The sequence below is a fragment of the Mesorhizobium sp. f-mel genome (assembly GCF_053850215.1).
The window spans coordinates 132,000-149,863 of sequence record NZ_JBSPTO010000001.1; the positions used below are offsets into that span (position 1 = coordinate 132,000).

A 17,864-nucleotide genomic window follows, 5' to 3' on the forward strand; every position below is an offset into this window, starting at 1 on the left:
CGTGTTGGCGGGCCGCCCAAAGCGCCGCCGGGCCATGCGCTGGCGGATGCGGCAAAAAGTTCCTCCCCAAACGCCCTTGCTTCGTGAGGCGGCTATCGGTATAGAATTGACGTAAACGTAAGGGTGCACAGACTGTGCCGTTTGCGATTTGTTTGTTGAAACCACGAGTGGAAGCACGCCCCCGCTTCCACTCAGGCGACGCAAGGTCCGGGACCGCGACGCCACCAGATGGGGAAAGCCAGTGACCATGAAACTTGTTTCGCCCGGCGCAGCCGCGGCCAATACTAATGACATGTCTGATAAAGCCGGCGAGGATCTTGTCCGCATCGGCGAAATGGCCAAGAAATACGGAGTAACGCTGCGCACGCTGCGTTTCTACGAGGACAAGGGCCTTCTCAATCCGCAGCGCGACGGCTCGACCCGTCTCTACACGCGCCGCGACAAGGCGCGGCTGAAGCTGATCCTGCTCGGCCGCAAGGTCGGATTCTCGCTGCGCGACGTCAAGCAGATGATGGATCTGTATGACCCGACAGGCTCCAACACCAAGCAGTTGCGACTGGCGCTCGACAAGTCGGAGAAGCAGCTTGCCCGTCTGCAGAAGCAGCGGGCGCTGATCGACGATGCCATCAACGAATTGAGCAACTCGATGGCGGCGGTGCGTCAAATGCTGAGCGAACGTGCGGCGCCGCAGGCCAGCGTCGCCGGATAATTCGATCTCGCCGGCTTCCGGTGACCAGGCTTCTGACGAATGAGAGCCGTGTGGCCTTGGCCGCGCGGCTCTTTCTGTCTTCCGGCTGCGTCGGGAGGACTACATTTCAATCTGTTCCGCACTGGCTTCAACGGTGTAGCGCCGCTACGCTCACGGGTGAGACTTCGGGAAAATTTGTCGCATCAAAAAATTGACGTTTACGCAAACGTCAACTTTTGCTATCCCCGACCTGAACATTGGTCCCCATGCTGTCCCTGACTTCATCTTGGGGCTTGATTTCGGGGCCAAGGCCGCATGGTGGAGGAAACGCATGCCGATCTACAGGGCGCCGGTCCAGGACACACTGTTTGTGCTGAACGAGGTACTGGGCTACCAACGCTATTCCAACCTTCCCGGATTTTCCGACGCGACGCCGGATGTGGTCGAGGCCATCCTCGCCGAGGGCGCCAAGCTCGCCGAAAACGTCATGCAGCCGCTGAACCGCGTCGGTGACATGGAAGGTTGCGCGCGCCATGACACTGGCTCGGTGAGTACCCCGAAAGGCTTCAAGGAGGCCTTCGACCAGTATCGCGATGGCGGCTGGATGGGACTGGCCGCACCCGTCGAATTTGGCGGCCAGGGTCTGCCTTACGCGGTGCATACTGCTGTTTCCGAATATATGGTTTCGGCCAACATGTCGCTGATGATGTATCCCGGCCTGACGCAGGGCGCGATCGCGGCGATCATTACTCACGGCACCGACGAGCAGAAGGCGATCTGGCTGCCGAAGCTGGTCGAGGGCGCCTGGACAGGCACCATGAACCTGACCGAGCCGCATTGCGGCACCGATCTCGGCCTGCTGCGCACTAAGGCGGTTCCCAATGGCGACGGCACCTACAGGATCTCAGGCCAGAAGATATTCATATCGGCCGGCGAGCACGACATGTCGGACAACATCGTCCACCTCGTGCTGGCCCGCATCGAGGGCGCACCGGAAGGCGTGAAGGGCATTTCGCTGTTCATCGTGCCGAAGCTCAAGCTCGATGCATCAGGCAATCCTGGCGAGAAGAACACCGTGTCCTGCGGCTCGATCGAGGAGAAGATGGGCATCCATGGCAATTCGACCTGCGTGATGAACTATGACGAGGCGCAAGGCACGCTGCTCGGCGAGGCCAATGGCGGGCTGAAGGCCATGTTCACGATGATGAACGAGGCCCGGCTCGGCGTCGGCCTGCAAGGGCTTTCTCTGTCGGAGGTCGCCTACCAGAACGCTGTGTCCTATGCCAAGGATCGCCTGCAGGGTCGCTCGTTGTCCGGACCGAAGGCGCCGGACAAGAAAGCCGATCCGATCATCGTCCATCCCGACATCCGCCGCAGCCTGATGACCATGAAGGCCTTCAACGAGGCCGGCCGCGCGCTGGCGCTGTGGACGGCGATCAAGTCGGACATCGCTCACCGTGCCAGTGACAACAAGGACCGCCAGGCTGCCGACGACTACACCGGCCTGATGACGCCGGTGGTCAAGGGCGTGCTCACCGACAAGGGTTTCGACCACGCGGTGATGGCGCAGCAAGTGTTCGGCGGCCACGGCTACATCGAAGAGCACGGCATGAGCCAGTTCGTGCGCGATGCCCGCATCGCCATGATTTACGAAGGCGCCAACGGCATCCAGGCACTCGACCTCGTCGGCCGCAAGCTGGCCTTGAATGGCGGCCGCGCCGTGCAGGCCTTCTTCAAGGAGGTCGGCGAATTCTGCGAGGAGAACCGCACCGACGAGAAGATGGCGCCTTTCACCAAGGCGCTGAAGAAGGGCCTCAACGATCTGCAGGCGGCGACGATGTGGCTGATGCAGAACGGCATGGCCAAGCCCGACAACGCCGGCGCCGCCTCGACCGACTACATGCATCTCTTCGGCCTGGTGGCGCTGGGCTACATGTGGGCGCAGATGGCCAAGGCAGCCGGGGCGAAATTGGCGAATGGCGCCAATGGGCCTTCGACCTTCTACGACAGCAAGCTGGTGACGGCGCGCTTCTTCATGGAGCGGATTATGCCGGAGACGTCGGCGCATCTCGCCCGCATCTCCAGCGGCGCCGAGACATTGATGGCACTGCCGGCTGAAGCGTTCTAAGCTCGACAGCGTCGGTACAGCCGGCCTTAACCTGTCGATACGCGGAGGAAATCGTGGCGACAAATCCTGCCGAAGTGCTTGCTTTGCCCAAACCCGCCTGGGCGGCAGACGAGGTCGGCATGCTCTACGACATGGCGCACCGCTTCATGTCGGAAGAGATCGCGCCGCGCTATGACGAGTTCGAGATGAACGAGATGGTCGACCGCGAGTGCTGGCTGAAGGCGGGCGCGGCCGGTCTGCTCTGTGCCTCGATCCCGGAGGAATATGGCGGTTCGGGCGGGACATTCGCGCATGAGAGCGCCATCATCGAGGCGATCGGCCATGTCGGCGTCGACGGTTTCGGCATCGGCCTGCACAATTCGATCGTCGCCCCTTATATCCTCCATTATGGCTCGGAGGAGCAGAAGAAGAAGTGGCTGCCGAAACTGGCGACCGGCGAGCTGATCGGCGCCATCGCCATGACCGAGCCCGGCGCCGGCTCCGACCTGCAGGGCGTCAAGACGCGAGCCGAGAAGGATGGCAACCAGTACAAGGTCAACGGCTCGAAGACCTTCATCACCAACGGTCAGCTCGCCAATTTCATCATAGTCGTCACCAAGACCGATCCGGAGAAGGGCGCCAAGGGCACTTCGCTGATCGTCGTCGAGACCGACGAGGTGGAAGGAGTCGAGCGTGGCCGCAACCTCGACAAGATCGGGCTCAAGGCCAACGACACGTCGGAACTGTTCTTCAACGATATGCGCGTGCCGACCTCCAATCTGCTCGGCCACGAGGAAGGCCAGGGCTTCGTCCAGCTGATGCAGCAATTGCCGCAGGAGCGGCTGCAGATCGGCACTGGCGCCATCGCCATGATCGAGCGGGCGCTGGCGTTGACCATCGACTACGTCAAGGAGCGCAAAGCCTTCGGCCAGGCGATTATCGAATTCCAGAATACCCAGTTCAAGCTCGCCGAACTGAAGACCGAAGCGACCATCGGCCGGGTCTTCTACAACGACTGCGTCACACGCCATATCAATGGTGGCCTCGACCCGGTGACGGCCTCGATGGCCAAATACTGGCTGTCCGACCTGCAGGGAAAAGTCGTCGACGAATGCCTTCAATTGCATGGCGGCTATGGCTACATGAATGAGTATCCGATCGCCCGCATGTTCCGCGACGCCCGCGTCCAGCGCATCTACGGCGGCACCAACGAGATCATGAAATTGCTGATCGGGCGCTCTCTCTGAGAGACTTTCAGCAAACCAAGGAGCAGGAAAATGGCCGAAGCTTATGTCTATGACGCCGTGCGCACGCCGCGCGGCAGGGGCAAGAAGGATGGCTCGCTGCACGAGGTGCCGGCGGTGCGGCTCGGCGCCAAGGTGCTTGAGGCGATCCGTGACCGCAATGGGCTGGACACCGGCACCGTCGACGACATCATCTTCGGCTGCGTCGATCCGGTCGGCGAGGCGGGTTCTGTGATTCCGCGCGCCGCCGCCTTCGAAGCCGGTTACGACACGAAAGCGCCCGGCATGCAGATCTCGCGTTTCTGCGCCTCTGGCCTGGACGCCATCAATTTCGGCGCAGCCAAAATCGCGCAAGGCGCCGACGAGATCGTCATCGCCGGCGGCGTCGAATCGATGTCGCGCGTCGGCATGGGCGCGTCCGGCGGCGCCTGGTTCATGGATCCTTCGGTCGGCCTGCCGGGCTGGTTTGTGCCGCAAGGCATCTCGGCCGATCTGATCGCCACGAAATACCGCTTTTCGCGCGACGACGTCGACGCCTATGCCGTCGAGAGCCAGATGCGCGCCGCCAATGCCTGGGGCGAAGGCCGCTTCAAGAATTCGGTGATCTCGATCAAGGACCAGAACGGCCTGACCATCCTCGACCACGATGAGCACATGCGGCCTTCGACCGATATGCAATCGCTGGCGGCCCTCAACCCGTCTTTCGTCATGCCCGGCGAAATGGGCGGCTTCGATGCCGTCGCGGTGCAGAAGCATCCCGAGGTGGAGGAGGTCAATCACGTCCACCACGCCGGCAATTCGTCCGGCATCGTCGACGGCGCGGCGGCGGTTCTGCTCGGCTCGAAGAAGGCTGGAAAGTCGCTCGACCTGAAGCCGCGCGCTCGCATCCGTGCATTCGCCAATATTGGTTCGGAACCGGTGCTGATGCTGACCGGTCCGGTCGACGTGACCGAGAAGCTGCTGAAGCGCGCCAGGATGAAGCTGTCGGACATCGATCTGTTCGAGCTCAACGAGGCGTTCGCCTCGGTGGTGCTGCGCTACATGCAGGCTTTCGACATTTCGCACGACAGGATCAACGTCAATGGCGGCGCCATCGCCATGGGCCATCCGCTCGGCGCAACCGGTGCGATGATCTTCGGAACGGTGCTGGACGAACTGGAGCGCCGCGACCTGAACACCGCGCTGGTGACGCTCTGCATCGGCGCCGGCATGGGCACCGCAACGATCATCGAGCGGGTGTGATGAACAGTCGCCAACCCCTCTTCGTCGCCCTAGCAATGTTGGCCGGTCTTATGGGGTGTACGACCGCGGCTCCTGAACTGCCTGCGTTCGATGCATCGAAGTATGGAATGAACAGTTGCCCGGCCGATCTACGGGAGCGATGCGCCAGTATAGCGGGAAAGACATTCATGTCGTACGGCCCTTTGCAGGTCGAATATCACAATCCTGATGGCAGGACGGTAATCTGGGTCGGCAATCAGCTCCACCAAGGATACTGGTTTGTCCGGCCAGGAACCTTTCGCGGTCGTCTTTGCTACACCTATGGTTCGTCCGCATCGAACTGTGACGGGGACATAACCAAGGGATCACCCGGCAGGCCATTCCGTGATGGTGATCCTTACGATCTCGAGGAACGGACCACTGCGCCCTTTAACCTGTCCGAACTTAGCTTCCGCTCCAATCTCGACGATGTCGATCGATTGTACGCGAACAAATCCGCCGCTGTCGGGGAGTGACACTGCCATGACCTACACCAACTTCACCGTCGAAACCGACGCCGACGGCATCGCGCTCGTCACGTGGGACATGCCGGACCGTTCGATGAACGTCTTCACCTTGGAGGTGATGAACGAACTGGAGAAGATCATCGGCCAGGTCGTCGCGGATGCCAGCATCAAGGGCGCGGTCATCACTTCCGGCAAGGAGACGTTCTCCGGCGGTGCCGATCTCACCATGCTGCAGGAGATGCTCGGCCGCTTCCATGCCGAGAAGGCGAAGGACACGGAGCGCGCCGCAAAATTGCTCTTCGACGGCGTCGGCCGCATGGGCGGGCTGTGGCGCAAGCTGGAAACCTCAGGCAAGCCCTGGGTCTCGGCGATCAACGGCACTTGCATGGGCGGCGCCTTCGAGATGTCGCTCGCCTGCCACGGCCGCGTCGCGGCGGACAGCGACAAGGTGAAGATGGGACTGCCCGAGGTGAAGGTCGGCCTTTTCCCCGGCGCCGGCGGCACGCAGCGCGTGCCGCGCCTCACCGACCAGCAGCAGGCGCTGCAGATGCTGACCTCCGGCCAGCAGCTTTCCCCGCAGAAGGCGAAGGCGATGGGCCTGATTCACGAGATCGCGCCGGCTGACAAGCTGATCGATGCCGCCAAGGCGATGATCAGGAACGGCCTGAAGCCGGTCGCGCCGTGGGACGAGAAGGGCTTCAAGCTGCCCGGTGGCCCGATCTATTCGGTGGCCGGCGCTAATCTGTGGCCGCCGGCAATCGCCATCCTGCGTCGCGAGACCTATGGCAACTATCCTGCTGCCGCGGTCATCCTGAAATGCGTCTATGAAGGCCTGCTGGTGCCGTTCGACACCGCGTTGCGCATTGAGCAGCGTTATTTCACCGAAATCATGCAGACCAGGGAAGCGGCGGCGATGATCCGCTCGCTGTTCGTGTCGCTGCAGGAATTGAACAAGGGTGCGCGCCGCCCGGCCGGCGTGCCGGAAACCAAGTTCAAGAAGATCGGCGTGCTCGGCGCCGGTTTCATGGGCGCCGGCATCGCCTATGTTACGGCCAAGGCCGGCATTCCGGTGGTGCTGCTCGACCGCGACACGGAAGCTGCCGCCAAGGGCAAGGCGCATTCGGACAGCCTGATCTCGGATCAGGTCAGGAAGGGCCGCGCCAAGCCGGAGGACAAGGACAGACTGCTGTCGCTGATCACGCCGACGGCGGACTATGCCGACCTCACAGGCTGCGACCTGGTGGTCGAGGCGGTGTTCGAGGATTCGGGCGTCAAGAAGGACGCCACCGAAAAGGCGGAGGCCGTGCTGAAGCAGGCGGCGGTCTTCGCGTCGAACACCTCCACCATCCCGATCACGTCGCTGGCGAAGAATTCGGCGCGGCCGAAGAATTTCATCGGCATCCATTTCTTCTCGCCGGTCGACAAGATGATGCTGGTCGAGATCATTTTGGGCAAGAAGACGGGTGACAAGGCACTGGCCACCGCAATCGACTTCGTTCGCGCCATCAAGAAGACGCCGATCGTCGTCAACGACACGCGCGGCTTCTACGTCAATCGCTGCGTGCTGCGCTACATGTCGGAAGCCTACAAGATGCTCATCGAGGGCGTTCCGGCGCCGATAATCGAGAATGCGGCGAAGGCCGCCGGCATGCCGGTCGGCCCCTTGGCGCTGACGGACGAAACGGCGATCGACCTCGCGCAGAAGATCATGAAGCAGACCATGCGTGATCTCGGCGACAAGGCTGTCGACCCGAAGCAGATGACGCTGATCAACACGCTGGTCGACACGCATGGCCGCTTCGGCCGCAAGAACGGCAAGGGTTTTTACGACTATCCGCAAAAGCCTGCCAAGAAGAAGCTGTGGCCGGGCCTGAAGGATCTCTATCCGCAGTTGGCGCCTGAAAAGGTCGACTATGAGGAACTGAAGCAGCGGCTCCTGGTCACCATCGCGTTGGAGGCGGCCCGGGTGATGGAAGAGGGCATCGTCACCGATCCGCGCGAGGCCGATGTCGGCTCGATCCTCGCCTTCGGCTTCGCGCCCTTTACCGGCGGCGTGCTGTCCTACATCGACGGCATCGGCGCAAAAAAATTCGTCAAGATCGCCAAGGGTCTTCAGAAGAAGTACGGCGGCGAGTTCAAAGCGCCGAAGCTCCTGCTCGACATGGCAGAGAAGGGTGAGACTTTCTACGAACGCTTCGATCCCTATGCCAGGAGCGAAGGCCGGGAAGGCGGCGTGACGCCGCCTTCGGTGGTGGACAAAATCACGGCCACCGGTTAGAACGGAGAAGGTATTTTTTCCTGTTCTGAAGGAGAGCAAGAGTGCTCTCGCATGACCGCGTATGGGCCGCCATCGATGCTCTCGCCGAGCGCTATTCGCTCTCGGCCTCGGGGCTGGCGAAACGCGCGGGCCTCGATTCGACGGCCTTCAACAAATCGAAGCGGCTGTCCTCGGACGGGCGGCCGCGCTGGCCGTCGACCGAGTCGCTGGCCAAGATAATCGAGGCGACCGGCGCTTCGCTCGACGAATTCACCGGACTGGTCGAAGGCCGGGGCAAGCCCGTTCCCGGATCTCTGCCCGCACAGAGGTCTTCGGTGCCGCTGCTCGGCTTCGCCCAGGCCGGCGCCGGCGGCTTCTTCGATGATGCCGGTTTTCCGGCGGGGCAGGGCTGGGACCTGATCGAGCTTCCGGCACAGGCGACCGAAACCTCCTATGCGCTGCAGGTTCAGGGCGATTCCATGCTGCCGCTCTACCGCAATGGCGATGTGCTGATCGTCGAGCCGGGCGCTGCCACCCGCAAGGGCGACCGGGTCGTCGTCAAGACCAATGCCGGCGAGGTCATGGCCAAGGTGCTGGACCGTCAGTCGTCGAAGTCGATTATGCTGGTCTCGCTCAATCCCGATCACCCGGACCGCGAAATCCCTATGCGCGATGTCGAATGGGTGGCGCGGATTGTCTGGGCAAGCCAGTAGGGGCCGCCAGTGCGTCCGCTTCATGCAGCCGCTGCCGCGTTGACGATCTTGGTTATGGGGGCCGCGATCGTCGCCGGCGGCCGCGCCGTGCTTCAAGGCGAAAACGGCCGTGTCGCGGCTCGAGCGCAGGCTGGCATGGCGGCGCAATCCGACGCGCCTGCCACATCAGCGATCCCGCGACCCAAGGCGGCAAGGCCGGAGGCGCATTCCAGGGCCATCGATCCCGAGGTCGTCGCGCCGCCGCAGCTTCAGCCCGAAGAGCTTGAACGGGTCGAGCCGCGCGCCCCGCTGAGTGACCTGGCGCTGGCCGGACCCCCCAAACCGCCCAAATTGAAAATGCCCGACGACTGGAACGGGACAAAACTGTTCCAGCCGGTTGCGCCGGCCGCCGGTGTGATCGAGGCCAAGGGCTACTCGGTCGCGATTTCGGGTATCGACATCGTCAGGCAGGACGAGACTTGCGCCGACGGCGGCAACTCCTGGACGTGCGGCAGCCGGGCGCGAACGGCGTTCCGTGCTTTCCTGCGCGGCCGGGCGGTGGTTTGCGCGGTGCCGCCCGAACGCGGCCGCGACCTGATCGCCGCCGAATGCCGCGTTGGCAACCAGGATGTCGGTCAGTGGTTGATCGAAAACGGCTGGGCGCGCGCAGCAGAGGGTGGCCCTTACGTCGAGGCCGGCGAGAAGGCGCGTACGGCGAGGAAGGGCATTTTCGGGCCGGCGCCCAGTCTCGCCGGCCTGCCTCCGGCACCAGCCCCTGTCGCGGCAGCGCAGCCGACGCAGCTGATTCTCGACCCGTCGGCGACGGCTTCGCCGCCAACCGAGACGACGGCTACGCCGCCAGCTGACCAGCCAGCGCCTTCTGAATGAGCGCGCGGGTTTCTGCGATGCCGTAGAGCGCGGCGAAGGAACCGAAGCGTGGGCCGCGCTCCTGTCCGATCAGCACCTGGTAGATCATCTGGAAAAAGGCGACGGACACGCCCGGCCCGCCCTCCGGGCTCTGCTTCGAATGGTCCTGATAGCGTTCGATCTTGCGCGCGACGTTGAGGGCGGCATTCTGGATCACCTCGCCATCGGCATCTGGCGGCAACGCGGCGAGCGCCTCGGAGAGTTTCGTCAGCGCCTCGCGCTCGACCGCGTCGGCGGCCCGGTACACCTTGGCCGGCTTCACGAAATCGTCGAAATAGCGGATCGCATATTCGGCCAGCCGGTCGAGCTCGGGATGGGTCTTCGGCGTCACGCCCGATGTGTGGCGCGAAATGAACCCCCACAGCACGTCCTTGTTCTGGGCGTTCGAGGCGCTGACCAGATTGAGCAGCAGCGCGAACGACACCGGCAGGTCGACGACAGGCGGGTTACCGTCATGCATGTGCCAGACGGGGTTTCCCAGCCGCTCCTTCCACTCCTGCCGGCGATAGGCGGACAAAAAGGCGTAATACTCGTCCACCGCCTTCGGAATGACGTCGAAATAGAGCTTCTTTGCCTGCCGCGGCCGCTGGTACATGTAGAGTTCGAGGCTTTCGGTCGGCGCGTAGGTCAGCCACTCGTCTATGGTCAGTCCGTTGCCCTTCGACTTCGAAATCTTCTGGCCGTTCTCGTCCAGGAACAGCTCATAGACGAAATGCTCCGGCGCCCGCCCGCCCAGGATATTGCAGATACGGTCGTAGATCACCGCATTCGTCTGGTGGTCTTTGCCGAACATTTCGAAATCGACGCCGAGCGCCGCCCAGCGCATGCCGAAATCCGGCTTCCATTGCAGCTTCACCCTGCCGCCGGTTATGGGCAGCGTGGTTTCGGTGCCGTCATCATCGAAGGTGATAGTGCCGGCCTTGGCGTCGACACGCTTCATGGGGACGTAAAGCACGCGGCCACTTTTGGGGGAAATCGGCAAGAACGGACTGTAGGTCGCCTGACGCTCCTCTCCGAGCGTCGGCAGCATCACGTCCATAATCTTATCGAAACGTTCGGCAGCGCGCAGCAGAACGTCGTCGAAACGGCCAGCCTTGTAGTATTCCGTCGCGCTGGCGAACTCGTAGTCGAAGCCGAACGTGTCCAGGAAACGGCAAAGCATTGCGTTGTTGTGGTCTGCGAAGCTCGCATAGTCGCCGCCGAAAGGGTTGGGGACGGACGAGAGCGGCTTGTGCAGGTGCGGCTCGAGTGCGGCGCGATCGGGGACGTTGTCCGGAATCTTCCGCATGCCGTCCATGTCGTCGGAAAAGCACAATATTTTGGTCTTGACCGCGTCCCGGGTGAGGACGCGGAAGGCATGGCGCACCATCGAGGTGCGTGCGACCTCGCCGAAAGTACCGATGTGCGGCAGCCCCGACGGACCGTAGCCGGTCTCAAACAGAACGGTCTCGGGAAAATCAGTGTCTTTGTAGCGCTCGACAATCTTCCTGGCTTCTTCGAACGGCCACGCCTTGCTTTCAGCCGCTGCCGCAAGCACCTCGGGATTGAGATCGACGATGTTTGATCCCGCCATGTCACTGTTTCCAAATCGTTCGCCGGCATCGCCGCAAATGGGGGCCGGAAGAGGTTTTCAACCGGTCTCTAGGCGTGCCTGCCGTGGGCGTCAACGATCGCGGCTCTTTTTCCTTGCGGCGTCGGTGCCGCGTTCCTAACTTCGGAGCCCGTTTGAGGAGTTTTAAATGTCGTTGCCGCCGCATGAAGCCCTGATCTATCTGATGGTCATCACCTCCGCGTCCGATCGCGACATGACCAATGTCGAACTGGCGCGGATCGGCGACGTCGTCCGCTCATGGCCGGTGTTCGAGGATTTCGACCACGACCGGCTGGTCGGCGTCGCCCAGGACTGCCAAAAGATGCTGCACGAAAAGGACGGGCTGGAAGGCGTTTTGGCGCGGGTCGCTGAAGCACTGCCCGAACGCCTGCTTGATACCGCCTATGCCGCAGCCTTCGAGGTTGCGGCCGTCGACCTCGAAATGCGTTTGGAGGAGGTGAGGGTGCTGCAGCTTATCCGTCGCCAACTCGATCTCGACACGCTCACCGTCGCCGCCATCGCCCGTGCCGCCAAGGCCCGCCTGCGCACGTTGACTTGATCCAGGCCCTGAAGACTCAGAAAAACTGACCGGACCGGACTAGAAAACTGACCGGACCGGATCAGAAAAAACTGACCGGACCGGATCAGAAAAAACTGACCGGGAAATAGCGCAGATAAAATTCGGCGAAGGTGCCTTTCACCGAAATCTCCTGCAGTGCGTAGTCGAACGCTGCGGCCAGCGCCGGATCGTTGGCCCTGGTGGCGATGGCCATGCCCGAGCCCAGATATTCTGGCGCCAGATACGGGCCGCCGGCAAAGCGGCAGCAGGCTGCGGCATCCGACCCGCCCAGCCAGAAGGCGAAGCGCATGCCGTCACCGAAGGCGGCGTCGATCTTGCCGGCCTTGAGATCATCATAGAGCTCTTCCGGCCGGTCGAAGGGGACGACCTGAACGGTGCCGAAATAGTCGCGCAGCATCCGCTCATGCGCGGAGCCGGCGACCACGCCGACGCGCTTGCCGCGCAGTGTGTCGAAGATCGGTTCCGTGAACGCCTTTGTCTTCGGCATGATGAAGCGCGCCGGAAACTGCAGGTAGGAACGCGAGAAGGCGTATTTCGACCGCGACTCCGGCGTGGCGGCGATGCCGGCAATGATCGCTTCGCCTTCGCCCTTCTGCAGCGCCCCTTCGAGCTCGGCCCAAGGCAGCGCCTGGATCTGGCATTTTTCCGCGATGCCGAGTTCGGCGCAGATGGCGCGCGCCAGATCGACGTGGAAGCCGGACAAGCGACCCGCTCCGTCGAGGAAGTTGAACGGCGGGAAATCGGTAGTGGTCAGAAATCTAAGACGCGGCAGCGCGGAAAGGTCAGGCTTCGGCAGCCGCTCCTTGGCATCCCACAGCACCGGCACTTGCGGCTCCGCGGCACGCGCTGCGGTGAGCCACTGTGCCCCGGTGATTGTCAGCATCAAGACGATGGTTGTCCACCGAATTGCCACGATCTAGCTCCGCCCTGTCCTGTCCAATGTGGCTTTTGGTACGAAAATGCCACAGGCACAACGGTTTTTGATTTCATCACGCCGATTTAGGGTTATGCTTCAGTGACCTTGCAAACATGTGCGGCGTCGCTAGAGGGTAGCCGCAAGGCGCTGCAAACAGAGAGGAGCAGGTTTGTAATCCGGGGTCGATGGCAAAGTGCAAGTCAAGCGCTGGACCGTTGATCTCAACGCAGAAGGCAACATGGGGTAGATGTTGCAATGGGCCACTTCGATCGCACACTGGAATTCATAGATCAGCTGCAGCACGCCAATACGGCGGCCGCGGTCTGCGAAAAGCTGCTTGGCATAACCTCGGAGTTCGGCCTGACAGCGCTGATGGCCGGAACGGTTCCGCAACCGGGAACGCCACGAGGCCAGCAAAAGGACCATGTGCTGCTTTGCGAGTGGCCGGGGGAATGGCTGGAGCGCTACGTCGCGCGCAACTATGTCGACCATGACCCCGTCGTCAGCCACATGAAGCAGCTGCAGGCGCCGTTCCAGTGGCGGGAAGCGTCTCAGGGCATTCGCATCGACAAGAGCAGCGGCGAAGTGATGGGCGACGCCGGCGAATTCAAGCTGCGCGACGGATTGGCCTTCCCGCTGATCACGCTCGATGGCCAGATCGTCATGGTGTCGCTCGGCGGCGAAGCCGTCGAATTGTCTGGCGCCGATTTTGGGCTGGTATCGCTGGTGGCGACTTATGCGATTGGCCGCGCCATGCAGATCCACACGATGGCGGCGAAGACCATCGACCATATCGAACTGACGCCTCGTGAGCGCGAATGCATGCAATGGGCCGCCGTCGGCAAGTCCGAATGGGAGATTTCACAGATTCTCGGCATTTCGGAACACACGTCAGAGAAACACCTTCTTAACGCCAAAAGCAAACTCGGTGCCGTCAACCGGGTGCAGGCAGTCGCGGAAGCGATAAGGCGCGGCTATATTAGCTAGCTCGGCCGTGCCGGCCTAGAAATTCTTGCCTACGTGATCGCGTAATTTTCTCGGGACAGCCCGGCCGTATCTTCCTATTGAACCTAGGAGACGGCAGATGCTTTTTTCCCTTACCACACAGGAACTTATGGAACGTCCCGACCTTTGGGAGGCCGTTCATCGTTTGCGCTACAAGATTTTCGTCGAGGAGATGGGGTGGACCGATCTGCAGCGCCCCGATGGCCTTGAGATCGATCAGTTCGACCATGACGAGGCGGTGCATCAGCTCGTCATCCGCAATGGCGAGCTCGCCGGTTATCAGCGGATGTTGCCGACAACGCGGGCGCATCTCCTGACCGAGGTGCTGGCGGACCTCTATGAAGGGACGCCGCCGTCCGGGCCGAACGTCTGGGAACTGACCCGCTATGCGGTGGCGCCGGGCTTTCGTGACGGCAAGCGCGGCGTGTCGACGGTCGGCACCGAGCTCATTGCCGGCTTCGTCGAGTGGGGGCTGAGGCGCAACGTCAACCAGGTGATCATCGAGTTCGAGCCGATGTGGGTCCTGCGGGCGCTGCAATTGCACTTCCTGGCGAAGCCGCTTGGCTACCAGCGCACCTATGGCAACCAGCAGGTCGTCGCGACGCTGCTCACCTTCAACGAGCATACGCTTGAGGTGGTGCGCTCGCGTCGCAGTCATTTCGCGCCAGTGCTGGCCAGGGGTTATCCCGACAGGCTCGGAATGAGGCAGGCCTCGTGAGAATTGGAGACAGCCATGAACATCCACCCGCAGACAGAGTTCCGCAATCATACGCTAATTGTCACGGTGTCGTCGGATGACGGCCGGCCGGTGCTGGACGGGCGAGCCTATGAAAGCCTGGCCAAGATCTTCCACGAAGCCGCAATCGACGATGATGTGCGCGTCGTGGTGCTGCGCGGCCTCGCCGGCTGCTTCTGCCTCGGCGGCGACTTTTCCGAATTCCTCGACGCCACCAAGCATCAACGATTGATTGCCGCCGTCACCGACATGTTCCGCACCTTGGCGACGTTCCCCAAACCAGTCCTTGCCTGTGTCGATGGCGACGCCGTCGGCGTCGGCTGCACCATCCTGTTCCATTGCGACATGGTGATCGCATCTGATGAAAGCACGTTCCGGGTGCCGTTCGTCGATTTCGGCCTCGTGCCGGACGCGGCGACCAGCATCCTGGCGCCGCAGAAACTCGGTTATGCCGGCGCTTTCCGCTTCTTCTGCCTGGGCGACACGCTTAGTGCCGAGGACGCCAGGATGCTTGGCCTGGTCACGGAGATCGTGGTGGGCGATGTCGAGGAAGCCACACTAGGCAGAGCCAGGCAACTCGCCAAGAAGCCGTTCGCCGCACTGCTGCAGACGCGCGACCTGCTCAAGGGCGACACAGGCGCGCTCTGCGATCGCATTGACCAGGAGATTTCGCTGTTTCAGCAGGCTTTGCAGGACGATACCACGCTGAAGCGGCTGCAGCGGATTGCCCGGCTGGCGGCATAAGAAGTCATTCGGCAGAATGACAGGAATATTTCGGAATCGTGCCGCGCGTCCTTGGGGGCGCGCGGCAGTGCTTCAGGCCTGCTTTCCCAGGAACGAAGGTCCTTCCCCGATGATCTTCTTGTCTTCCTTGCCGATGGCGTCAAGATCGCGGCCGTCATAGGGAAGCGACAACAGGATGCGCCGGATGATGGCAAGTCGCGCGCGCCGCTTGTCATTGGCCCGCACGATGATCCAGGGCGCGAATTCCTCGTGCGTGCGTTCGAACATGAGGTCGCGCGCCTTGGTGTAGTCGTCCCATTTGGTCATGCCGGCAATGTCGATCGGCGAGAACTTCCAGCTCTTCAAAGGACTCCAGCGGCGATCGTGAAACCGCTCAAGCTGTGTTTCCCGACCGATGTTCAACCAGAATTTGAAGAAATGGATGCCCTCGTTGCAGATCATCCGTTCAAAATACGGCGTCTCGTCCAGGAATTTTTCATGCTGCTCCGGCGTGCAGAAGCCCATGACCGGCTCGACGCCGGCGCGATTGTACCAGGAGCGGTCGAAGGTGACGAACTCGCCGGATGTCGGAAAGTGCGCGACATAGCGCTGGAAATACCATTGCCCGAGTTCGGTTGGGCTAGGCTTGGTGAGCGCTACGTTGCGCGCTGTCCTGGGATTCATGTACTGCCGCAGCGCGAAGATCGTACCGCCCTTGCCGGCGGCATCGCGTCCTTCGAACAGCGACATCACCCGCTTGCCCGTCGATTGCAGCCATGCCTGCGCCTTGACCAGCTCGATCTGCAGTCGCTCGAGCGCCTCGTCATACTCGTCGCTGTTCATTTTCTTGTCGTAGGGATAGCCGCCGGCGGTCAGCTTGTTGTCCTCGACCCAGGCCGGAAGCTTGGGATCGTCGATGTCGAATTCGCGCTCCTTGCCGTCGATGCGGATCTTCAGCGGACCTGGAACGGGCGCGGCGCCATCTTCCTTGGGGTTTTTCATCGAGACGAACCTTTCCAGTTTCCGGACTCATGCTATTGGAGCCTTACTGCATCGGCCCGAAAATCGGAATCGATTTCGGAAAGAACGATGCAGCAGATTGAGAGTGGTAGAGCGTCCCTTGTGCGTCCAATTGTAACGCACAGCGCTCTAGCGCCGGTCCAGTGGGGAGTTCCACCTGACCGGCCGGCGTGGGGACGGAGGCACAGTGCGCGCGAATGGCTGAGAATGGCTGACATCGGCGGCGCAGAACAGCGAAGCACGGCGCAAGCCGTCGTCATCCGGTTGTGGAACAGCCGCTGGCTGCTGGCGGCCGGCATCGTCGCGGTCCTGACCGTCTATGGTTTCGCAGACATGTCCGGCTATGTCGTGCTGCTGGCATGTGCCGTACTGCTGCTTGCCGCCGCGATGCTGCCGGCCAGCGTTGCGCGCCAGTCAGCGGAGGATGCCGCGGCGATCGAGGCGGGCGGGCTACAACAGCTGTCGGGAGAATATCTGGCGGCCGCCGTTGCCGATCCGCTGATCATCTTCGATCGCACCGCCACGATCGTCCATGCCAACGCCGCCGCCTTCGCCGCCTTCGGCGGCATCGCACCGGGCATCTCGCTGTCGCTGAAATTCCGGGCGCCCGAGATGCAGGCCTTGCTGGACAGTATTTTATCGGGCGCCGCCGCTTCGGATGTCGTTGACTATACCGAAAAGCTGCCGGTCGAACGGGCCTATCGGGTGAGTGCATCTTCGGTCGGTCACGGCACCGACCTCTATGTGCTGGTCTTCAAGGACCAGAGCGAGGCGCGCCGGATCGACCGGATGCGCGCCGACTTCATCGCCAATGCCAGCCACGAACTGCGCACCCCGCTCGCCTCGATCTCCGGCTTCATCGAGACGCTGCGCGGCCCGGCCCGCAACGACCCGGCGGCGCGCGAGCAGTTCCTGCAGATCATGCAGAACCAGACCGGCCGCATGGCGCGCCTGATCGACGACCTGCTGTCGCTGTCGCGGCTGGAGATGAAACCCTATCTGAAGCCGGGAACCGAGGTCGATCTCCGCCAGACCCTCGACAGCGTCATCGATTCGCTGGGGCCGCTTGCCAGGGAAAACGGCGTTGCCATAGAGCGGGATTTCGCAGAAGGGCCGCTTGATGTGCCCGGGGATCGCGATGAACTTTTCCAGGTTTTCGAAAATCTGCTGGAAAACGCCTGCAAATACGGACAGTCGGGTGGACGTGTCGTGGTGACGATTGTTCACCGCGATGACGGTCCCGAACCGGGCATCGACGTCACCATCCGGGACTTCGGCCCCGGCATTCCCGAGGAGCATATCCCGCGCATTACCGAACGCTTCTACCGCGTCGATGTCGAAAACAGCCGGACCCAGAAAGGCACCGGTCTTGGCCTGTCCATCGTCAAGCATATCTTGACACGCCACAATGCCAGGCTCTCGATCAAGTCGGAGGTCGGCAAGGGCGCAGCTTTCACGGTGCATTTGCCGGCGCACTGACGCCTCACTATCTAAGAAGGCGTCGGCCCGAAAACCGGAAGATTTCAGGATAGCCGGATGCGTGGATAAGGGATTTAGAGCGTACTCTGCATCCAAGTGAGCGCACGTCGCTCTAACGGTTTCTTTTTTCTGTCATCCGGCTAGCATATCAGCGGGGATTCGAGGAAACGAC

Annotated in this window: 15 protein-coding genes; 12 read left to right on the forward strand and 3 right to left on the reverse strand. The window is 62.1% G+C overall.

Features of this window, described 5'->3' with window-relative positions:
- The first annotated feature begins 247 nt into the window (after positions 1-247).
- From ACWUKX_RS00635 to ACWUKX_RS00665, 7 genes are all read left to right on the forward strand, one after another.
- Entirely contained in the window at positions 248-709 is a 462-nt protein-coding gene (locus ACWUKX_RS00635) for a MerR family transcriptional regulator (RefSeq protein WP_084831580.1), read from the forward strand.
- 310 nt (positions 710-1,019) lie between these two features.
- Positions 1,020-2,816, forward strand: a complete 1,797-nt coding sequence (locus ACWUKX_RS00640) for an acyl-CoA dehydrogenase (protein ID WP_456002933.1) — start codon at positions 1,020-1,022, stop codon at positions 2,814-2,816.
- 53 nt (positions 2,817-2,869) lie between these two features.
- Positions 2,870-4,042, forward strand: a complete 1,173-nt coding sequence (locus ACWUKX_RS00645; protein WP_456002935.1) for an acyl-CoA dehydrogenase family protein — start codon at positions 2,870-2,872, stop codon at positions 4,040-4,042.
- Positions 4,043-4,072: 30 nt separating this feature from the next.
- Positions 4,073-5,281 carry an acetyl-CoA C-acetyltransferase gene (locus tag ACWUKX_RS00650; protein WP_456002937.1) on the forward strand — a complete coding sequence of 403 codons (1,209 nt, stop codon included), beginning with the start codon at positions 4,073-4,075 and terminating at the stop codon, positions 5,279-5,281.
- 501 nt (positions 5,282-5,782) lie between these two features.
- Positions 5,783-8,044: a 3-hydroxyacyl-CoA dehydrogenase NAD-binding domain-containing protein gene (locus ACWUKX_RS00655; protein ID WP_456002939.1), complete on the forward strand. Its 2,262-nt coding sequence runs from the start codon at positions 5,783-5,785 to the stop codon at positions 8,042-8,044.
- A gap of 41 nt (positions 8,045-8,085) precedes the next feature.
- The gene (locus tag ACWUKX_RS00660; RefSeq protein ID WP_065005850.1) at positions 8,086-8,736 is read left to right on the forward strand and encodes a S24 family peptidase; all 651 of its coding nucleotides are present in this window, start codon (positions 8,086-8,088) and stop codon (positions 8,734-8,736) included.
- A 9-nt stretch (positions 8,737-8,745) separates the two neighbouring features.
- Positions 8,746-9,603 carry a thermonuclease family protein gene (locus ACWUKX_RS00665; protein WP_456002941.1) on the forward strand — a complete coding sequence of 286 codons (858 nt, stop codon included), beginning with the start codon at positions 8,746-8,748 and terminating at the stop codon, positions 9,601-9,603.
- Here ACWUKX_RS00665 and ACWUKX_RS00670 read toward each other — a convergent pair.
- The gene (locus ACWUKX_RS00670) at positions 9,566-11,215 is read right to left on the reverse strand and encodes a lysine--tRNA ligase (protein ID WP_456002943.1); all 1,650 of its coding nucleotides are present in this window, start codon (positions 11,213-11,215) and stop codon (positions 9,566-9,568) included. The genes ACWUKX_RS00665 and ACWUKX_RS00670 overlap by 38 nt on opposite strands.
- 166 nt (positions 11,216-11,381) lie before the next feature.
- On the opposite strand from ACWUKX_RS00670, the gene ACWUKX_RS00675 reads away from it, so the two are divergent.
- Positions 11,382-11,792 (forward strand): tellurite resistance TerB family protein, encoded by a 411-nt coding sequence (locus tag ACWUKX_RS00675; RefSeq protein ID WP_029356850.1) that lies wholly within the window; start codon positions 11,382-11,384, stop codon positions 11,790-11,792.
- A gap of 85 nt (positions 11,793-11,877) precedes the next feature.
- On the opposite strand, the gene ACWUKX_RS00680 is transcribed toward ACWUKX_RS00675, so the two are convergent.
- The gene (locus tag ACWUKX_RS00680) at positions 11,878-12,696 is read right to left on the reverse strand and encodes a transporter substrate-binding domain-containing protein (protein ID WP_456004042.1); all 819 of its coding nucleotides are present in this window, start codon (positions 12,694-12,696) and stop codon (positions 11,878-11,880) included.
- Between the two features lie 288 nt (positions 12,697-12,984).
- On the opposite strand from ACWUKX_RS00680, the gene ACWUKX_RS00685 reads away from it, so the two are divergent.
- The 3 genes from ACWUKX_RS00685 (at position 12,985) to ACWUKX_RS00695 (ending at position 15,214) form a co-directional block, all read left to right on the forward strand.
- The gene (locus ACWUKX_RS00685) at positions 12,985-13,716 is read left to right on the forward strand and encodes a helix-turn-helix transcriptional regulator (RefSeq protein ID WP_455838405.1); all 732 of its coding nucleotides are present in this window, start codon (positions 12,985-12,987) and stop codon (positions 13,714-13,716) included.
- A gap of 97 nt (positions 13,717-13,813) precedes the next feature.
- Positions 13,814-14,452, forward strand: coding sequence for an acyl-homoserine-lactone synthase (locus ACWUKX_RS00690; protein ID WP_029356847.1), 639 nt, complete (start codon positions 13,814-13,816; stop codon positions 14,450-14,452).
- Positions 14,453-14,467: 15 nt separating this feature from the next.
- Positions 14,468-15,214 carry an enoyl-CoA hydratase-related protein gene (locus tag ACWUKX_RS00695; RefSeq protein ID WP_287335707.1) on the forward strand — a complete coding sequence of 249 codons (747 nt, stop codon included), beginning with the start codon at positions 14,468-14,470 and terminating at the stop codon, positions 15,212-15,214.
- A 72-nt stretch (positions 15,215-15,286) separates the two neighbouring features.
- Here the strand turns inward: ACWUKX_RS00695 and ppk2 are convergent, their stop codons facing one another.
- Positions 15,287-16,195, reverse strand: a complete 909-nt coding sequence (gene ppk2, locus ACWUKX_RS00700; protein ID WP_456002946.1) for a polyphosphate kinase 2 — start codon at positions 16,193-16,195, stop codon at positions 15,287-15,289.
- 225 nt (positions 16,196-16,420) lie between these two features.
- Between ppk2 and ACWUKX_RS00705 the strand changes: the two genes are divergently transcribed.
- A complete protein-coding gene (locus ACWUKX_RS00705) occupies positions 16,421-17,692 on the forward strand; it encodes an ATP-binding protein (RefSeq protein ID WP_456002948.1) in 1,272 nt (423 codons plus the stop codon).
- Positions 17,693-17,864: the final 172 nt, after the last annotated feature.

Bases quoted from the DNA above. Each gene is read 5' to 3' on its own strand.
- ACWUKX_RS00690 (WP_029356847.1), top strand. From the start codon at position 13,814: ATGCTTTTTTCCCTTACCACACAGGAACTTATGGAACGTCCCGACCTT.
- ACWUKX_RS00650 (WP_456002937.1), top strand. From the start codon at position 4,073: ATGGCCGAAGCTTATGTCTATGACGCCGTGCGCACGCCGCGCGGCAGG.
- ppk2 (WP_456002946.1), bottom strand. From the start codon at position 16,195: ATGAAAAACCCCAAGGAAGATGGCGCCGCGCCCGTTCCAGGTCCGCTG.
- ACWUKX_RS00695 (WP_287335707.1), top strand. From the start codon at position 14,468: ATGAACATCCACCCGCAGACAGAGTTCCGCAATCATACGCTAATTGTC.
- ACWUKX_RS00655 (WP_456002939.1), top strand. From the start codon at position 5,783: ATGACCTACACCAACTTCACCGTCGAAACCGACGCCGACGGCATCGCG.
- ACWUKX_RS00635 (WP_084831580.1), top strand. From the start codon at position 248: ATGAAACTTGTTTCGCCCGGCGCAGCCGCGGCCAATACTAATGACATG.
- ACWUKX_RS00675 (WP_029356850.1), top strand. From the start codon at position 11,382: ATGTCGTTGCCGCCGCATGAAGCCCTGATCTATCTGATGGTCATCACC.
- ACWUKX_RS00705 (WP_456002948.1), top strand. From the start codon at position 16,421: ATGGCTGACATCGGCGGCGCAGAACAGCGAAGCACGGCGCAAGCCGTC.
- ACWUKX_RS00670 (WP_456002943.1), bottom strand. From the start codon at position 11,215: ATGGCGGGATCAAACATCGTCGATCTCAATCCCGAGGTGCTTGCGGCA.
- ACWUKX_RS00640 (WP_456002933.1), top strand. From the start codon at position 1,020: ATGCCGATCTACAGGGCGCCGGTCCAGGACACACTGTTTGTGCTGAAC.
- ACWUKX_RS00680 (WP_456004042.1), bottom strand. From the start codon at position 12,696: ATGCTGACAATCACCGGGGCACAGTGGCTCACCGCAGCGCGTGCCGCG.
- ACWUKX_RS00685 (WP_455838405.1), top strand. From the start codon at position 12,985: ATGGGCCACTTCGATCGCACACTGGAATTCATAGATCAGCTGCAGCAC.